This is a genomic window from Ureibacillus sp. GCM10028918, from assembly GCF_042666115.1.
Classification (GTDB): Bacteria; Bacillota; Bacilli; order Bacillales_A; family Planococcaceae; genus Ureibacillus.
The window spans coordinates 41,674-60,500 of the sequence record NZ_JBHTFK010000005.1; the positions used below are offsets into that span (position 1 = coordinate 41,674).

The following is an 18,827-nucleotide window of genomic DNA, read 5'->3' on the forward strand; positions in this document are numbered from 1 at the left end:
AAGATAAGTTTGAATTACTTTACGTGATATAGTTATAAATTAACCATACATATTTGGTACTATTTCTTTTGGTATTGGGTTAACGTATTCACCTTTTGTTTGTGCCCGTAACTCATTTTTTGCTTTATCAATCAAATCCGGATTTTGTAATAATTCGATAGCAGTTAAAGCTAAAACTTTACTAGCATAGATCATGCCCTTATGCGCTAATCCTGTTTTTCCCTGCGAAACAAGCTGCCAGCTATGGAGCGGCGTGCCTAGTATAAAACAAGTAGTGAAGAATTGTGAAGTCGGCACAACCCAGCTTACATCTGCCACATCAGTAGATCCTGCCATCGTAAGTGAAGATTTTTGATAGGAAACTACTTCCGGATAAAACGGGTAGCCTGTTTCATTTAAGTAATCTAACTGGCTATCCTCGAAAATCGATTTAATTTCCTGTAGGGCACTTGAATACTCTTCTGGCGTAAGAGTTTTTGCCATCTTTTTCGCATATTGGAGCTCTTCCTCATTATAAGTAGGTATACCTACTAACTGTAATTTATCGTAAATAATTTTGTTAATGGTATCGTTAGGTATATAGTTCGAACATGCTTTATCAAATTTTACTTTTACTTTTGTTTCAGTCATCAATGCCGCACCATCTGCAATTTTAACAATACGTTTAAAGATGTTATCGACTTCTTTAATTGTATTGGCTCTGATTAAATATAAAACTTCTGCCTCGGCTTGTACGACATTAGGTGATATTCCCCCTGAATTCGTCACTGCATAATGGACTCTGGCACTACTGGAAATATGCTCGCGTAAATAATTGACTCCTACATTCATCAGTTCAACGGCATCCAGCGCACTTCTTCCCAAATGGGGAGAATTGGCTGCATGTGAGGCAATTCCTTCAAACTCGAAGTAAACTTGATAGTTTGCTAGGGAAGAATAATTGAATACACTTGTGAATGAATTTGGGTGCCATGTTAATGCAACATCCACTTCCTCAAATACTCCTTCACGCACCATAAATGTCTTACCTGATCCACCTTCTTCTGCAGGACAGCCATAATAATGGATTCTACCCTCCAGTTCACCTTTGGCAATCAAATCTTTTAGAAGGGCAACAGCCCCTATTCCTGCTGTCCCTAATAGATTATGACCACATCCATGACCATTGCCTCCATCAACTAAAGCTTCTCGAACTTCACTTCCGGCTTTTTGACTTAGCCCTGGAAGTGCATCATATTCTCCTAAAATACCTATTACCGGACCTTTATTTCCGTACTTAGCGACAAACGCAGTATCGATGCCGCCTATACCCATTTCAATTTCAAATCCGATTGCTTCCAAGTATGCTGTCAGAATCTTTACAGACTCAAATTCTTTAAATCTTGTTTCAGGAATCTCCCAGATTCTATCGGAAAGTTTTATAATATCCTTTTCATACAGTTGATATAAACTCTCAATCTCTTCTAGCTTACTAGGCATTAACCTTCAACTCCTCATAAATCTTGAAAGGTACATTTAACCAGATTTCAAGAGCAAAAAGCATATCCTCTTCCTCGATATCAAACTCTTCATGATGATGACCTGCAGCTAAATTCGTCCCAATAATGGAATAGCATGCTAAACCACCTTGTTGTTGTACTTTTTGCATTAGGAAAGTGGCATCCTCGGAGCCAGCTTTAAAGTTTTTATATTCAATTACTTCATTAAGGGATTGTTGAAGTTTTGCTGTATCGTTCAAGATTCGAGCCAACTGTTGATCTGAAGGAATACTTAAAGCATATCCAACCTTATCTAGTTTAACTTGAACATCATACATTGCGGCGATGCCATTGAATATTTGATGTACGCGTTCTTCATAGAAATCATTGATGGCAGTAGTTTCGCCACGGATTTCCAATTGCATTTTTGCAATTGAAGGGATAATATTTCGACCACTGCCCGCTTCTAAAGTTCCTACATTTACACGAGCTACTCCTTCACTATGCGGAGGCAGGCTATGCAATGCAAGAACCGCTTGCGCACTTGCCAATAATGCATTTTTCCCTTTTTCCGCATTAACCCCAGAATGAGCCGCAACTCCTCTAATTGTTACATCGAATTTTGAAGTTGCCAAAAATCCATCTACTCCGGCAACAAAGGTTCCTTTAGGTACACCTGTTCCAATGTGAAGTGCACATAGATAATCTATGTTATCCAATAAAGGTGATGAAACAATTGCACTTCCTCCCCTTACTCCTTCTTCGGCTGGTTGGAAAATAAGTACTATTTTTCCACAGAGCTTATCCTTAACTTTCATTAATTGATCAGCTAACCCTAATCCGATTGTAGCATGGCTGTCATGACCACATGCATGCATGAATCCTTCGTTTTGGGAACGGAAATTAAATTTTTGGGGTACATGTTTTTCATCCGATGATTCCAAAATCGGCAATGCATCGATATCAACTCGATAACCAATAGTAGGGCCTTCAATACCTGTATCGAAAATTCCAATTACCCCTGTTTTTCCTGCTTCCATTTTTTCTAGCCATTTGGATGAGACATTATTATCCAATGCTTTATTATAAAAAACTTCCGCTAACTCTTTACCAGGCACTCCTAGAGAGACCCCGTTTACAATCTCTTTTCCTACATAAACGTCATAACCCAAAGCTTCAAGTTTTTCGGCTATAATAGCAGAAGTCCGAAATTCCAGCCAACCAGGTTCTGGAAATTGGTGGAAGTCCCTTCTCCATGCTGATAAAACTTGTAAATAATTCTTTTCTACTGTTAAAAAGTTCATCTAAATCATCTCCTATTTTAATAAGTAGTGAACCCCTGGACCAATCGGAATATTAAATATTACAAACACCAGCATCAATAGGATCCATGCAATTAAAAATACGATTGTGTACGGAATCATTAATGACATCAGAGTTCCAATACCGGCTTTTTTGTTGTAGGTTAACATGAACCCTAAAATTATAGCGAAATATTGATTGAGTGGTGTTACCATGTTTGTAGACGATTCCCCGATACGATATGCCAATTGAATAAAAGCAGGATGGTAACCCAGCAGCATAAATGTCGGAACAAAAATAGGTGCAACAAGTGACCAAAGAGCAGATCCACTAATGATAAATAAGCTCAGAACAGCTACCAGTAAAGTAAATAAAACAACTGCAAAGACATTTGTTAATTTTATTGCAGTTAAGATATCGGCTAAATGTACAGCCATCCACGTAGCGATGTTTGTCCAGTTAAAGTATCCAATAAATTGACCTATAATAAAGATCAATACGATATAACCAGACAAATCCCGGATTGCCTCAGCCATAATAATTGGAACGTCAGCTACCTTAGTAATCTTTTTAACCGACACACCATATGTAATACCTGCCAATAAGAAGAAAGCAACTAGAATCGGTATTATACCGGATAAAAATGGCGAACGTAAAATTGTACCGTCGTCATTTAATAATGGAGAATCTGGAATAACCATCAAAACGATTAACAAGCCAACATAGAGTAAGATTGCAATTCCAGTATTGCGTAATGCTCGATTTTCTAGTGGCGTCAGTTCGTGTAAATCTGCTTTCTTTTCACCATTATATGGCCCTAAACGTGGTTCTACGATTTTATCAGTAACAACTGCCCCTAAAAAGGCTAGTAAAAACGTTGAAGCACTCATAAAGAACCAGTTATCTAATGCTGACACTACCATATCCGGATCAATTGTTTTGGCGATTTCCGTTGAAATACCAGACAATAATGCATCCGTACCTGCAATTAAAATATTTGCTGTAAATCCAATACCAACACCGGCAAGCCCGGCAGCTAAACCGGCTAGCGGATGTCTTCCCAAAGATAAAAATACCAATGCGGCTAAAGGAGGGATTACTACAAATGCTGCATCCGATGCAATATTACCCAAAATACCAATGAAAACGACCATGAATGTAACGATTCGTTTTGGTGTTTTAATAATTGCTTTTGTCATCAATGCAGAAAACAGTCCTACTCGCTCAGATAGACCTATACCAAGCATCATTGTTAATACTAAACCCAGTGGTGCAAAACCAGTAAAGTTTGTCAAAGTATTTTCTAAAATATAACGAATCCCTTCTTTTGACAGCAAATTATTAACAGTTACTGTCTCACCTGTATTAGGATGGATAACAGAAGCATGCATCGTTCCTAAAATAAATGAAATTACTACTAGAATAAGTGTAAGATACAAGAAGAGCATAAATGGATGCGGCAACTTATTACCGATTTTTTCGACAGCATTCAGGAATTTGTTGAAAGCACCATTGTTATCAACTTTGATTTCTGTATTATCTTTCATATTCTATTTTTCCCCCTTTTTATTTTTGGACTATTTATTACAATGTCTTAAAATAAATATTAAAAAAGTTCGAAAATTTCCACAATAGTAAATAAGGAGGGTTTTAAATGTATAATATATGCGTCTTTTCAACTAAATATTCATATCGATGGGTAAAAAAATGTGAAAGTATTAAAATCAATAATGTCAATTTGCAAATTTATATTTATGATGATTTAAGTCATTTAGAGAAACTGTTTCTTGAGAAGGTGAAAAATTATGATGGGGTTATTCTCAGTGGGCAAATTCCATACTTACATATTCAAAAATATTTAAATGAATACTTTTCAACTATACCTTGTGCTTTTTTTGATATTACCGAACGGGATTTTTACTATAAAATAGCGGAGATACAATATAAGTATCCCGAATTTTCCTTCAAGCATTCCATGATTGATTTTCTTTTCAAAGAGAACAATTATTTGAGTTTAAAAGACATAGTATTGCCTGAAGATCTTCCCTATCATCTTAGTGATAGTATTGAAGTTTTTGGCCAACCAAATGCTTATGAAGTTGTATATGAAGCCCATGCAAAACTATGGGAGGAAAAAAGAATCCGCTTTTCACTTACAAGGTTGACAAATTTATATACGTATTTTGAAAATGAAAATATCCAGCCAATTCTTGTTACCCCTACATTCGACAGTATGAAGATAACTATTTTAGAGATACTGAAAGAAATTGAAGTAGTTAATCTAATGAATAGTCAAGTTGTAGCAGGATATCTGGAATTTTCCATGTCCCAAAATGATCCGACGGAAATTGAATACCGTCAAATTGCCCTCTATAAATCGATTCTGGATTTTAATCGAAAATTAGGAATATCGTTAATTACATATAGAAGTGCAATTCACTATGAACTGCTTACAAATTATAGTGACTTTTCCATGATTACAAATAATCAACAAAATTGCTCTTTAGTTGATTTTTTACGGGAACAACTTTCTTTCAAAGTAAAAATCGGATGGGGCATCGGCAAAACATTGCAGGAGGCAAGAATCCAAGCTGAGAAAGCCGCAACCTATTGTACAGGTTCGCTAACAGAATCTTATATTTTAACGAAAGAAAATCATCTAATCGGACCATTAGATGGCAAGACATCAATTGCCATGAAAGATTCTGATATTGATAAACTTGAGGAAATTTCCAATAACACAAATATCTCGTTGCTTCATTTACAAAAAATTTACGGATTAATATACAAACTAAATAAAGAATCTTTAACAGCTGAAGACTTGAGTATTCACATGTCTATTTCGGTTCGTACAGCAAGCCGGATATTAAAACGTCTAGAGGAATTTAATTACGCTTCACCTATTGCAAATAATGTGACTAGAGCAAAAGGTCGCCCTAGTAAATTATACAAAATGAATCTCTAGATTTCTCTGAACATCACATCGTTATGTTAATTTTAAATTAAAAAAATAAAACAATAAAACCCTAAAGTGGCGGATGTAACTTACTCAACTTTAGGGTTTTTATGCTTTTAAAAAAATCTTATTAACGGTTTTATATTTATTTAATTTATTCTTGAAAAAGGAGTTGAGTAAAACTCAATATCCTAAGCCCTTCCTTCTCTTTCAGCATTCAACTGATTCAAAAAACTCTCCATAAATGCATGGCGTTCTTCAGCCATTTGCATTCCTTTTTCTGTTGTCATTAAATCTTTTAATAAGAGAAGCTTTTCATAGAAATGTGTAACAGAAGCTGTACTTTTCGATCGGTAATCTTCCTCAGACATCTCGAATCTCACTTCTTCTGCATCATCATACAATTTTCGGCCCTTCGCCCCACCATAGGCAAATGTACGGGCAATTCCAACTGCACCGATAGCATCCAAACGATCCGCATCTCGCACTATTTTAGCCTCGATTGATTTTGCCGCAACTTCATTCCCACCGTTAAATGAAACACTTTCTATGATTTCTTTGATATGTAGCTTTTGATCACTTGAAAGATTCAGCGAGTTTAGTAGTGCATCTTCATTTTCTTTAGAGTCAGTATATTTCTTATCACTAACATCATGCAGAAGTACCGCAATTTGGACAATATCACGATCTGCTTGGGGTTCTGTCGCAAGAATGCTTTCCGCATTTTGAAGGACCCTCTCGATATGCTGAAAATCATGACTCGCATCAAATTGGTTATAGATTTCTTTAACAGCTTCTTGTAGTTGATTTATCATATTGATCACTCCTAATGTTTCTATTATAGATAGAATAAAGGGAATGTGCTAGCTTCTTCTTTACGAGCGACTTTCACTATTTTACGGGCTACTTCCCCATCTTTACGTGCGACTTTTTCTATTTTACCGGCGAATCTCCTCTTTACTCGCGAAATTCCCTCTTACAAGCTACTCGCCCTACAAGACTAAAACGAATTACTTCTTTTAAAGAATATCCCCACCCTACTAGCAAAACTATTTCACCTGAACAGTATTATATTGGGACGAGCCACAATATGATAGTAAAAAGAAGTTTTGGAGGGGAGTTTCATTTATGCGTAAGAATGAAGTTGGCGGGTTTGTTCTGAGGCTTGTTTTAGGGGGCATTTTTCTTCTGCACGGCATCGTGAAGTTTAAGGATGGGATTTCTGAAACGATTTCCATGTTTGATGGGTACGGTATTCCATATGCAGAAATTGCTGGATTTGGGGTGGCCGGAATTGAAGTAATTGGTGGCTTCTTTCTAATCATCGGTTTTTCTGTTCGTTTTATATCTTTTCTTCTTATAGCAGTGATGGCCGGTGCAATCATTTTCGTGAAATTTGAGCAAGGTTTTTTGAATGGTTTCGAATTTAATGTAGCACTTATTGCAATGGCCATGTACCTGCTCTTCTCAGGAAGTAATCTAATGTCACTGGATCAACTATTTGCAGAAAAAAATAAAAATCCGAAAGGAAAAATACAATTCCGAAACTAAATTAAAAAACTGCAGCTCTAATTGTATGGCACAATTAAAACTGCAGATTTTTATTATTTTACTAACTCTAAGTCAACAGGAACAAATTCCTCTACTGTTTCACCATTTAAATAGGCAACAGCTGTTTCGATCGCTGCTTTCCCGATTTCTTCCGGCTTTTGAGCAACTGTTGCTGCTAGCTTTCCTTCTTCTACTTTCGCCACTGCATCGTCTGTTGCATCAAAACCAATGACTTTAATATCCTTGCCGCTCGCTTCAATTGCTTCTAGGGCACCTAAAGCCATCTCGTCATTTTGTGCAAAGACCGCTTGTATTTCTGGATTTGCTTGAAGCATATTTTCCATAACTGTCAAGCCTTCACCGCGGTCAAAGTTGGCTGTTAAGCTGGAAACTAAATCTACTTTGCCTTCTACAGCCGTAAGGAATCCTTCTCCACGATCGCGTGCTGCCGACGAACCGGCAGTCCCTTCAAGCATTGCAACTTTTGCCCCTTCGCCTACTAATTCAAGCAAGTATTCTCCAGCTAAAACACCGCCTGCTACGTTATCAGACGCAATATGTGAAACGACTTCACCACTTTCAGCTGAGCGGTCAACCGTAATTACCGGAATCCCTGCTGCATTTGCTGATTCAACTGCCGAGCCAACTGCTGCAGAATCCACTGGGTTGATTAGAATCATATCGACACCTTGTTGAATTAAATCCTCTACGTCTGAAGCCTGTTTGGATGCATCATCCTGCGCATCTACTATGGAAATCTCTGCACCTTGTTCTTGTGCATTTGCTTTTGCTCCTTCGCTTAATGTAACAAAGAAAGGGTTATTTAAAGTTGAAATAGAGAAACCAATTTTAAATGAAGCATTTCCACCTGCAGTATCCTCTTTTGCATTCTCTAAAAATGGAGACTCCATCGAACATGCAGAAAGAACTATTGTGACAAGTGCTACAAATAATAAAGTTAGCTTTTTCATGTGTCTGTTCTCCTTAAGCAGTTTTTTTGCGGTCCATTAAGACAGCGATTAATATAACGATCCCTTTTACTACCTGTTGCCAGAAGGAAGAAACGCCGATTAAGTTCATACCGTTATTTAACACACCAATAATTAAAGCACCAATTAATGTTCCAAAAATCCAGCCTTTACCACCGTTTAGGCTTGTACCACCTAAAACAACGGCTGCAATTGCATCCAACTCATAGGACTCTCCTGCTGTAGGTTGAGCTGAATTTAAACGGGAAGTTAAAATTAAAGCAGCAAGTGATGCCAATAATCCTGTAATCGCATACACTGCTATCTTAACACGGTCTGCATTAATACCTGAAAGTTTCGCAGCTTCTTCATTTCCACCAACTGCATATACTCGGCGGCCAAATGTTGTTTTTTGTAGTATGAAATAAAGAACGATAAACGCAATAACCATCGTTACAACCGGTACTGGGAATCCTAAGAAATATCCTTTCCCAAATAATTGGAATGAATAGTGATCACCAAGATCGGAAATCGGTCGACCGTCTGTATAAACGAGAGTTAAACCACGATAGATCGTCATTGTTGCAAGTGTAGCGATAAATGGCGCTACCTTACCTTTTGTAATAACTACACCATTAATTGCCCCTAAAATTAAGCCGATGATTAAAGCAATCCCCATTGTTAAAAATGGATCCATCCCACTTGAAAGTAAACTAGCTGCTATTGCGCCAGTTAATGCCAAGGTTGAACCGACTGACAAATCAATTCCGCCTGTAAGTATAACAAAAGTCATACCGAACGCAATAATTGCACTGATTGACACTTGACGTAACACATTGAATATATTTGCGATTGATAAGAAACTTGGATTTAAGATTGAGACAACAATAATTAATAAAATTAAACCAAATAGTGGTCCAAGTTTAGAGACTAATTCTTTTGATTTATAATTGGACAACTTTTTCTCCTCCTGTTGCGTATTGCATAATGACTTCTTGTGTCATATTTTCTTTGTTTACTTCACCTGTTAAATTGCCTTCTTGCATAACGATGACACGATCTGCCATTCCAATTACTTCCGGCAGTTCAGAGGATATCATCAAAATGGCCACACCAGCTTCTGCTAGTTGGTTGATAATATGATAGATTTCTTTTTTGGCACCGATATCTACTCCGCGCGTAGGTTCATCCAGAATAAGAATTTCTGGATCTGTACCGAGCCATTTGGCGATAACGACTTTTTGCTGATTCCCGCCACTTAGCGATTTTGCGCTTTGATCTGGACCGGAAGTCCGGATTTTTAAATCCTCAATATATTTTGCAACCATGACGTTTTCTTTTTCAGCCTTCACAATTCCTGAAGACGAACACTTTTCAAGGTTGGCTAATGCGATATTGTCTTTAATGGAGAAATCAAGCACTAAGCCTTCCGTTTTTCGATCTTCCGTAACAAAACCAATGCCATGCTTCATGGCATCAATTGGTGACTTAACGCTAACTTTTTGTCCATCAATAAAAATTTCACCTTTACTTGCTTTTCGATAGCCAAAGATCGCTTGAGCAACTTCTGTACGTCCTGCCCCCATTAATCCAGCTACTCCAAGAACTTCTCCTTTTTTAACCGTGAAGGAAACGTCCTGAAATAACCCATTAACTGTAAGGTTTCGTACTTCTAATTTTGTATCGCCAATTGCACAATTTCTATCCGGGAACCGTTCTCCTAGCTCACGACCGACCATCATCGCGACGATTTCATCAAAATTCGTATCCGGTATGTTTCGTACGCCCACATATTGACCATCACGTAAAATCGTAATTCGATCACAAATTGCAAAGATTTCTTCCATACGGTGGGAAATATAAACAAATGAAATGCCTTTTGCTTTTAGCTCATGAATGGTTTTAAATAATGTTTCGATTTCTCGATCCGTTAATGCAGCTGTAGGTTCATCCATGACAATATATTTCGCATCACTAGCAATTGCTTTGGCAATCTCGATAATTTGCTGTTTCCCTACCGATAAATCGCCTGTGCGTGTACGGGGGTTAATATCCAGCCCTAATTTTGATAGCAGCTCAGATGCTTCCTTTTCCATTTGGCGATTTTTTAAGATGCCTGTCTTTCCATATGTTAGTTCTTTACCAAGAAATAGATTTTGTGCGACTGTTAGATCTGGCAGCATATTTAGTTCTTGATGAATCACTACAATACCAAGTTTTTCTGCATCCTTTGGAGATTTAAATTGTACTGCATGTCCATCCACTTTGATTTCTCCAGCATCCTTTGTATAGATACCGCTTAATATTTTCATCATCGTAGATTTACCTGCACCATTTTCACCCATTAGGGCATGGATTTCGCCATTCGCTAATTCAAACTGAACATTTTCTAATACGACGTTTCCATTAAATGCTTTAGATATGCCTGACATTTGAATCATGCAACTTCACCTACTTTTAAATTTTTAAAAAATGACACCACTTTGTAAAATCACATTCGCGTATGGTGTCGTTTCACCGGTGCGAATAATTAACTTTGCTTGTTTTGTAAGTATTTTAAATTCCTCATGTGATACATATGAGAGATTTGATAAACTGCCTTTTAACTTAGCAGCTATTTTCTCATTCTTTGTTTCAACTTCTTTTGCTGCTACAGCAGCTTCTACAACTAAATCTTCTAAAACTACTTCTAAGATGGAAAGAAATGATGGTTCCCCAAGCTTGTATGCAAGGTCAATGCATGGAACTCCATCTGGTATCGGTAAACCACAATCTGCAATAACGATTTGATCAGTATGACCTAATTTGGCAAAACGTCCTGCTAATTCTCGATTTAAGATGCCCTGTTTTTTCATTTCAGGCCCTCCAAACGTTCCATCACTTTTTCAATTTGCGGCATGCCACCTTGAGCACCAAATTTCTCAACTGATAGTGAAGCTGCAATATTAGCAAATTGAACACACTCTTCAATGGATTTCCCCATTGTAATCGCATGGGCAAATGCTCCGTTAAAAGTATCCCCAGCTCCAGTAGTATCGACTGCCTTTGTTGTAAAGCCTGGAACTTTTACAATTTTCGTGCCATCATTGTAAGCTGCCCCATCCCCGCCAAGCGTCACGATGATTTTATTTGGATATTGTTTTAAGACCGTTTCGTAATCAGTTCCAAAGATGACTTCACATTCCGTTTCATTTGGTGTTAAGTATGTCACTTTTTCAATCCATTCAGGTTTGTAATTACCTGCAGGAGCCGGATTTAATAATACAGGAATCGATAATTTCTCACAGACTTCAAGAACATACTCTATTGTTTCGACTGGAATTTCTAATTGTAGCATTACTAGAGTACTTTTCTTTATTAGGTCGATATTCCGATCAATCATTTGTCTGTCTACATCAAAGTTAGCACCCGGTACAACAATAATGCGATTGTCATTATCATTTAGAAGAATATTAGCAATCCCTGTAGAATTGCTTGATTTCACGACTCCCCCTACATGGACATTTTCATTTGTTAAATTAGTATACAACTCGGTTCCAAAAGCATCTTGCCCAACAGCACCAACCATTTGTACCTGGCTGCCAAGTCTTGCTGCTGCTACAGCTTGATTTGCTCCTTTCCCACCTGGAATTGTTGTGAACAAGTTACCAAGCACGGTTTCCCCTTGTTTCGGGAAAATATCCGTCTGAATCGCTATATCCATATTAATACTGCCAATTACAGTAATCATTCTAATCGTTCCTTTCTTGTTGTTTCTCTAATAATAAGCTGTGGATCAATACAAACAGATTCCTGCGTTATTTTATCGCCTTCAATTTGTTCGATTAGCAGCTTAGCTGCCGCTTGCCCTAACTGATAAATATTTTGAGCAACTGTCGTCAAACCAGGTGTGACAACATTTCCAACTTGTATGCCATCAAACCCTACTATCTGCATGTCCTCAGGAATGCGAATACCCAATCGATGTGCTGCTTTCAAGGCCCCTATAGCCGATGCATCACTGCATGCAAAAATGCCATCAATGGCAGGGTTATTCTTTAAATAGCCATATAGAATTTTTTCAGCTATTTCAAAATCATAAGGACTTTCTATAATATGTGTGCTTATATTTTTTTGATTGCCAGCCAATTTAAAACCTTCAATCCTTGTTTGAGAGGAGACAAAAGTTTTAGGGCCACTAATGCATAGAAGGTTTGTTGCTCCGCATTCAATTAAATAATTGGTTGCAATCTTCGCACCTTTTTCATTATTTGTTGTGACAGTGGGAACTTTCGAATTAATTGGCCGATCTAATGCAACAATTGGCAATCTTACATTGTGCCAATGATTTTCTTGTTCAATAATCGAAGTTATAATAATCCCTGCCACATATTTATTTGTGAGCTTTTGTAAGTAATGTTTTTCTTTGGTCGCATTTTCATCTGAATTACAAAGAATAACGGTATAACCATATTCAAAGGCGGTATCTTCTACAGCTCTAGCTAACTCAGGAAAAAACGGATTCTTGATATCAGGAATAATTAATCCGATAATATCCGACTGTTTTGTTGAAAGAGATCGTGCCACTTCACTAGGAACAAAATTTAGTTCTTGTATGGCAGATTCGATTGACTCTCGTGATTTCTTCCCTACATAACCACTATCATTTATATATCTAGATACAGTAGCAACAGATACTTCAGCTAATTTTGCAACGTCACTAATTGTAGCCATCGTTTTCTCACTTTCAAAATAGTTAAATGTTAATGTGGTATCGGTTACACAATGTTTTAAACCAACTATGTAATCGGTTCCACAATCTTAATGATTGGATCCTTTTGTATACATGAATCTTAATGCCAGTTATCTAATAACCTATTCACATAACCATTAAAAGGCAATAATGTCTTACTATTAAAGGTAAGCTCAATTAAACTTTTTATAGTATGTCACATATTAATCAATTAAGCTATACTTAAATTTAATTTTCATCATAATTTCACAAATTTGTTTTAAAGTCAATATCTTACAAACTGATTTGGCTATTGAGTACAAAGCAGCATCATAAAAGTGCTTAGAAAAATCTCCATGTCATCAGTAGTAAACTCGATATACGCAATTAAAGGTAGCCCAAATTAGAAGGAGCTACCTTTTCAACTTATTTTCTATTAACCTTTTTTACTAACATAGTACTTACAAGGATAATTAATATGGAAATGCAAGCAAATATTATAATAGGAATATCCATCGAGGCTTCGGTATCCTTGCCTAGGTCCACCTCCTTTGTAGGCTTTTGTCCCTCTCCTAGCGCTTCTAAATCATCGGTTGCTTCTGTTAATAAAGCAGTATTTGAGCAAAGATTAACCGATTTCCTACCGTCATGTTCATTGCCATAAACTAAATATTCCTCATTTATTGTAAAATTGACTCCACAGCTAGCTGAGTCACGCTCTGTATATACAAGCACTTCCGATTCGTTTACACCCTTCCATGTATCTAAAACTTCAAATTTTACTTCTAGCAAATCTATGGATGACTTGACGATTGCTCTTGCATTTAGGTCGTAAATTTCTATTACCTTACCTGAGTAGACGAAATCACTTTTATCCAGTTCCTCCTGTGTCGTACCTGGCACTACACAGGAACAAGCAAAACTCGAAGTGGTTGAAAAATTGACTAAGAAAGGAAACATTAAAAGAAAAACAATCAGCAGTTTTATTTTCATGGTGTATTCCCCCTTTACAAATTTGACAGAAAAATGGCAATAAAGTTACAAGAGCATTGGATTCTTTCTATAATTTATGTCTAGCGTATGTACGGATATTAAAAATAAGAAAAGGGAACTAAAGTTAATCAAATTTTCCAAGACCTGCTAATTATCCATACAATCAAATCTAAAATAATCAATAAAAAAAGCCTCAAAAGTTGCGAAGCATCCTTTTGAGACAGATAGGTTTCAAATATTAAGTTAGTTGCTGTTCTGCATATTGCCGGTATAACTCATGCGTTTCTGTTAATTCTGAATGAGTACCTATTCCTGTTATCTGACCTTTTTCGATAAATATAATTTTGTCCGCATCAACAATGGTCGAGAGTCGGTGAGCAATAACAAAGGTTGTACGGCCCTCCATTAGTCTGGATAGCGCTTGTTGGACAACACTCTCTGATTGACTGTCTAAACTTGCGGTTGCTTCATCCATTAGCAAGATTTTGGGATTCCGTAAAAAAGCTCGTGCGATTGCAATTCTCTGTTTTTGACCACCAGATAATTTAACACCGCGCTCACCTACTTCAGTGTCGAGACCATTGGCGAAAGAACGGATGAATTCATCGGCATAGGCCATTTTCGCTACTTCCCAAAGACGTTCATCTGAAGCTTCTTCACTTAGCCCATAGCAAAGATTATCTCGAATTGTACCAGACATCATGGCATTTTCTTGTGAAACATAGCCAATTTGACTTCTCCAGGAAACTAATGAAATTTCATTAATAGGTGTTTCACCAACCTTAATCATTCCAGATGCAGGAATATAATAACGTTCCAGCATTGCAAATAAAGTTGATTTACCTCCACCACTTGGTCCGGCAAATGCGATCATCTCTCCTGGATTTGCTTTAAATGAAATCCCTTTAATAACAGGCTCGTCCTCATTATATGCATATGACACATTGTTAACTTCAATCGGTTCATTTTTTAAATCCATTTCAAATCCTTCTTGCCCTTCTTCTAGAGGCATTTCAAGGATATCAACAATTCGCTCCGTTGCACCCTTTGCTTTTTGTAGCTGTGTAAAGAACATGGCAAAGGATGTTATAGGGAAAATAATTTGGAAAAGGTATAACAGGAAGGCAACAAGAGAACCGGTTGACATCGTTCCTTCTGCTACACGCACCCCTCCATACCCAATGATCATTACGATTACAAACATGACAACGGTATACATAAATGGACCGATTAGGGCAAAGATCTTTGCTTCCTTCAAACCATATTTCAATAGCGCATTAATTCCCGTTTTTCCCTTTTGCTCCTCATAATTTTCAGCATTAGAAGATTTCATCAAGCGAATTTCACTTATAGTTTGCTGAATATTCCCTGAAAAAGTGGCCGTTTTATCCTGTAGTCCTTTCGAAATTTTCGCCATTTTTGATCCCAGGGGAACCATAATAACTACTGTTACCGGTACAGAGATCAACATAATTAAAGTCATCTTCCAATCCATAACAAACAGTATTATAACTGCCCCGATAATCGAAATAAGACCTGAGATAAATTGTGGGAAATGCTGGGAGATTAAATCTTTTACGATTCCCGTATCGTTGACAATTCGACTGACGGATTCCCCGCTTTGTTGTACATCAAAATACGAAACTGGCAAGCGTATCATTTTTAGCCACATTTTTTCTCGCATATTAGATACTACTTTTTGGCCAACATAGGCAAGTAAATAAGTTGAAATGCCATCAATTACTGCTTGTAAGATAAACACTCCTACAATGAGAATAATTAAAGTTGTACTGATTATTGATAGAGAAAACCCGTCGACAAATTCTCTTGTCAGCATAGGAATTGTAAGTCCTACAATTGTCGTAATTAAGCTGAAGATTAACCCAAAAGCAAGTGCTGCTTTCGGAATGCCGATAGAAAAAATCAAAGATAAAAATGGTTTGACACTATTATTTTGCTTGTTCATTTTTTTACAGCTCCTAATTTCATATTAATTTTTTAAATTTAAATACCCCGCTATAAGTTTCTTTCTAGGCCGCAATATGTTCTGGTGTCCTATATTTTTATCCGCACTTCTACCTTCCGGACCAAGGGCTATTACCCAATCAAATTCTCGGATGATATCACTATTATGTTCTACAATAATCACTGTTTCCCCGCATCAACTTATCCATTCAGTAGTAAAAATAGTTGTTTAATACCATAATTAAAAGCATGGGGACAATCACTGACAACGTTACCGGCTGGCGAGGGTCAGCGCCTTAGATTATCGAAGGAATTAAACAAGCAGACAAAAATCATAAATTTTTTCTGACAAACAAAAGATCAGCTGTTCCAATAAAATGTCAAAATGTTGACACTATTAACACAATAATGTATATTTTAATTCGTAATAGCTCGATATTAATAAATGCCATACTAACGAAATAGGAGGAGAACGCCTCTATGCACCAAGGAAAAGTGAAATGGTTCAATAATGAAAAGGGCTATGGTTTCATTGAATGCAATGATGGTGAAGACGTTTTCGTTCACTTCACTGGCATACAAGAAGAAGGATTTCGAACGTTAGATGAAGGACAACCCGTATCATTTGATATTGTTGAAGGAAATCGCGGTCCGCAAGCCTCAAATGTTGTTAAACTATAAGTTGGTGCCAGTCAGACATACATGTAAGACTGGTTTTTTTATTGTCTAATAGTTTCTTTTCGTATTGTTCAAAGAAATGAAGTATCGAAAGATGGATACTTCATTTTTTACTGTGGGGATAGGAAAAAATTAGCTTAAAGAGAGTCTCGTAAAAGATGTACCATGAACGAAGTCATTTTAGGCTGAATTGTGCTTCATTACTCTTCAACCGGAACATAACCAGCCTTCTCAACAAGTTCTTGTCCCTGTGAGGATAATACCCAGTTGATTAGTTTTTCTACGTTGGGATTTTCTGTACCGGCTGTAACGATATAGATTACCGAGGCGATTGGATAACTATCGTTACGTATATTTTCTTTTGTGGGAGCTACCCCTTCAATCTCGAGTAATTTAATTTTCTTATTTTGGACCATTTCGGTTGAATAAAAGCGAAAAGTATAACCAATGGCATTTTTAAAGTTTTTATATTGTGCCACTTGGCTAATGATACCACCCATTCCTGAGGCAATATTTTCTGTCGGTGCTTCCATGACTTGTTTTTCTCCCATAAATGACTGTAATGCAGACTGCGAACCGCTATCCTCTGGACGTTGGAAAGCACGAATTGCATCATTTTCTCCTCCAACATCTTTCCAATTGGTAATTTCTCCAGAATAAATGCCTTTAAGCTGCTCAGTTGATAATCCATCAATATTATTCTTGTTATTGACAAAAAATACAAAGGCTTCTCTTCCAACTGGGGTAAGTTGTAATTCTAATCCAAGCAGTTCTGCACGTTTTAACTGCGATTTGGATGGAGCGGCAACAAAGATCATGTCGACTTCTCCTTCGAATAATTTCGTGTAGGCATCCGGCGTTGTACTTACCATTACTTCACTATTATGCAAGTCATAATTTTTCTCGGGATAGGTAGCTTGAACAATAGCTGAATACAGTGGATACAGAGCAGTTGCTCCATCGATTTTAGGTAAACTGTCCTTTATTGCCAGCGAAGGTGTCTCGCTCAAACTAGCTATTTTCGAATTGTTTGAAAAGGGCATGTATTCATAAATATCTACATCACCATTTACTGTCGCCAATTGATTTGAATACCCTTTATATATCGGAGGGATAGATGCTAGTCCTACTGCAAATATGGCAATCGTGAAAAAAACTATTTTTCTTTTTTTATTTTTAAGAAGTTGATATATCTTAAAAACGAATAGTAAAAAAAGTATAACTGCAATCACAATTAAAAGCCCTATGTAATGAATTTTCCCCATTAGTAGGCAGTATAACACCGCAATACCTGTAACAAAAGCAATACAAATAAATAGGAAACTCGTCATAAATATTCGGTCAAACACTGATTTATTTTCCAAATGAAAAACCCCCTTCTTCTAACTTCGATTTAGAGGAGGTGAAGTCCTTTAGTTTACAATAATAATATATTGCTTAAGAATACGATTCATATTTTAAAACAGCGACTTGGCATGAAATATTTTGATAGAATACGTATCTTCTTTCTTACAAACTCATAATTATGGTATAGGCAATTTACAAACGTGTATGTGCTAGCCTACTAAACATATGAGGAGAACTTATTTGCGAACAAAACAGCTCTTTAAGATATATGTTTTGGAAGTAATCTCAAGAATTCCATGGATTATCATTGGTGCTTTTATGGCAGCTATTAGTTTAGAAGTGATTCTTATTCCGAATGGGTTAATTGATGGTGGAATTACAGGAATATCAATGATGCTTTCAGATAAACTGGGTCTATCTTTAAGTGCACTGCTTTTCCTGCTGAATATCCCTTTTATTTTTTTAGGCTATATTCATCTAGGAAAGCGTTTCGCTTTTTCTACGATGTTAGGGATTGTGTCTTTAACAGTGTCAACTGGCTTTTTGGAAGTATTTCCTCCTTTTCTTTTTGGAAGTTCCGTTTTATTGATCTTCATCGGCGCTATATTACTTGGATTGGGCATCGGTATTGTCATTCGAAATGGTGGCGCATTGGATGGGACAGACATATTAGCAATTCTGATTTCCAGTAGAACTTCCTATTCCGTGGGAGAATCCATTTTTATAATAAATATCTTTATATTCATTTTAGCCTTTTTGCTGTTCGGGTTAATGGGTGCAATTATTTCGATTGTTACATACTTTATAGCAACTATTGTTGTTGACATGGTTAGGACTTAGATTTCTATTATACATTAAAAAAAGTTACGCCTTGTTCC

The 18,827-nt window shown here is 36.8% G+C and carries 17 protein-coding genes; 4 read left to right on the forward strand and 13 right to left on the reverse strand.

What is annotated here, in order from left to right:
* Window positions 1-39: 39 nt before the first annotated feature.
* The 3 genes from ACFQU5_RS03555 to ACFQU5_RS03565 are packed head-to-tail and all read right to left on the reverse strand — an operon-like array spanning window position 40 to window position 4,327.
* Complete coding sequence (locus ACFQU5_RS03555; RefSeq protein WP_390284820.1) at window positions 40-1,479, reverse strand: M20 family metallopeptidase; 1,440 nt, start codon at window positions 1,477-1,479, stop codon at window positions 40-42.
* Window positions 1,472-2,782: an amidohydrolase gene (locus tag ACFQU5_RS03560; RefSeq protein WP_390284822.1), complete on the reverse strand. Its 1,311-nt coding sequence runs from the start codon at window positions 2,780-2,782 to the stop codon at window positions 1,472-1,474. The genes ACFQU5_RS03555 and ACFQU5_RS03560 overlap by 8 nt, the downstream gene beginning before the upstream one ends.
* A gap of 12 nt (window positions 2,783-2,794) precedes the next feature.
* Window positions 2,795-4,327 (reverse strand): AbgT family transporter, encoded by a 1,533-nt coding sequence (locus ACFQU5_RS03565; RefSeq protein WP_390284824.1) that lies wholly within the window; start codon window positions 4,325-4,327, stop codon window positions 2,795-2,797.
* Window positions 4,328-4,434: 107 nt separating this feature from the next.
* On the opposite strand from ACFQU5_RS03565, the gene ACFQU5_RS03570 reads away from it, so the two are divergent.
* A complete protein-coding gene (locus tag ACFQU5_RS03570) occupies window positions 4,435-5,745 on the forward strand; it encodes a hypothetical protein (protein WP_390284826.1) in 1,311 nt (436 codons plus the stop codon).
* A 182-nt stretch (window positions 5,746-5,927) separates the two neighbouring features.
* Here ACFQU5_RS03570 and ACFQU5_RS03575 read toward each other — a convergent pair whose 3' ends face one another.
* Window positions 5,928-6,551 carry an HD domain-containing protein gene (locus tag ACFQU5_RS03575; protein ID WP_390284828.1) on the reverse strand — a complete coding sequence of 208 codons (624 nt, stop codon included), beginning with the start codon at window positions 6,549-6,551 and terminating at the stop codon, window positions 5,928-5,930.
* A 313-nt stretch (window positions 6,552-6,864) separates the two neighbouring features.
* Here ACFQU5_RS03575 and ACFQU5_RS03580 point away from each other — a divergent pair, with 313 nt between their 5' ends.
* A complete protein-coding gene (locus tag ACFQU5_RS03580) occupies window positions 6,865-7,287 on the forward strand; it encodes a DoxX family protein (protein ID WP_390284830.1) in 423 nt (140 codons plus the stop codon).
* Between the two features lie 53 nt (window positions 7,288-7,340).
* Here the strand turns inward: ACFQU5_RS03580 and rbsB are convergent, their stop codons facing one another.
* From rbsB to ACFQU5_RS03620, 8 genes are all read right to left on the reverse strand, one after another.
* The gene (rbsB, locus tag ACFQU5_RS03585; protein ID WP_390284832.1) at window positions 7,341-8,258 is read right to left on the reverse strand and encodes a ribose ABC transporter substrate-binding protein RbsB; all 918 of its coding nucleotides are present in this window, start codon (window positions 8,256-8,258) and stop codon (window positions 7,341-7,343) included.
* A gap of 13 nt (window positions 8,259-8,271) precedes the next feature.
* A complete protein-coding gene (gene rbsC, locus ACFQU5_RS03590; protein WP_390284834.1) occupies window positions 8,272-9,213 on the reverse strand; it encodes a ribose ABC transporter permease in 942 nt (313 codons plus the stop codon).
* Complete coding sequence (locus tag ACFQU5_RS03595; protein ID WP_390284836.1) at window positions 9,200-10,696, reverse strand: sugar ABC transporter ATP-binding protein; 1,497 nt, start codon at window positions 10,694-10,696, stop codon at window positions 9,200-9,202. The genes rbsC and ACFQU5_RS03595 overlap by 14 nt, the downstream gene beginning before the upstream one ends.
* A gap of 24 nt (window positions 10,697-10,720) precedes the next feature.
* On the reverse strand, window positions 10,721-11,110 hold the full coding sequence (gene rbsD, locus ACFQU5_RS03600) for a D-ribose pyranase (RefSeq protein WP_390284838.1): 390 nt from the start codon (window positions 11,108-11,110) through the stop codon (window positions 10,721-10,723).
* Window positions 11,107-11,985 carry a ribokinase gene (rbsK, locus tag ACFQU5_RS03605; protein WP_390284840.1) on the reverse strand — a complete coding sequence of 293 codons (879 nt, stop codon included), beginning with the start codon at window positions 11,983-11,985 and terminating at the stop codon, window positions 11,107-11,109. The genes rbsD and rbsK overlap by 4 nt, the downstream gene beginning before the upstream one ends.
* Window positions 11,982-12,968 carry a LacI family DNA-binding transcriptional regulator gene (locus ACFQU5_RS03610; RefSeq protein WP_390284842.1) on the reverse strand — a complete coding sequence of 329 codons (987 nt, stop codon included), beginning with the start codon at window positions 12,966-12,968 and terminating at the stop codon, window positions 11,982-11,984. The genes rbsK and ACFQU5_RS03610 overlap by 4 nt, the downstream gene beginning before the upstream one ends.
* A 424-nt stretch (window positions 12,969-13,392) precedes the next feature.
* Complete coding sequence (locus ACFQU5_RS03615) at window positions 13,393-13,959, reverse strand: hypothetical protein (RefSeq protein ID WP_390284843.1); 567 nt, start codon at window positions 13,957-13,959, stop codon at window positions 13,393-13,395.
* Between the two features lie 238 nt (window positions 13,960-14,197).
* Complete coding sequence (locus ACFQU5_RS03620) at window positions 14,198-15,925, reverse strand: ABC transporter ATP-binding protein (protein ID WP_390284845.1); 1,728 nt, start codon at window positions 15,923-15,925, stop codon at window positions 14,198-14,200.
* Window positions 15,926-16,404: 479 nt separating this feature from the next.
* On the opposite strand from ACFQU5_RS03620, the gene ACFQU5_RS03625 reads away from it, so the two are divergent.
* Entirely contained in the window at window positions 16,405-16,605 is a 201-nt protein-coding gene (locus ACFQU5_RS03625) for a cold-shock protein (protein ID WP_036203795.1), read from the forward strand.
* Window positions 16,606-16,802: 197 nt separating this feature from the next.
* Here ACFQU5_RS03625 and ACFQU5_RS03630 read toward each other — a convergent pair whose 3' ends face one another.
* Window positions 16,803-17,966, reverse strand: a complete 1,164-nt coding sequence (locus ACFQU5_RS03630) for a PstS family phosphate ABC transporter substrate-binding protein (RefSeq protein WP_390284847.1) — start codon at window positions 17,964-17,966, stop codon at window positions 16,803-16,805.
* Window positions 17,967-18,189: 223 nt separating this feature from the next.
* Between ACFQU5_RS03630 and ACFQU5_RS03635 the strand changes: the two genes are divergently transcribed.
* Window positions 18,190-18,789, forward strand: a complete 600-nt coding sequence (locus ACFQU5_RS03635; protein ID WP_390284849.1) for a YitT family protein — start codon at window positions 18,190-18,192, stop codon at window positions 18,787-18,789.
* Window positions 18,790-18,827 lie beyond the last annotated feature (38 nt).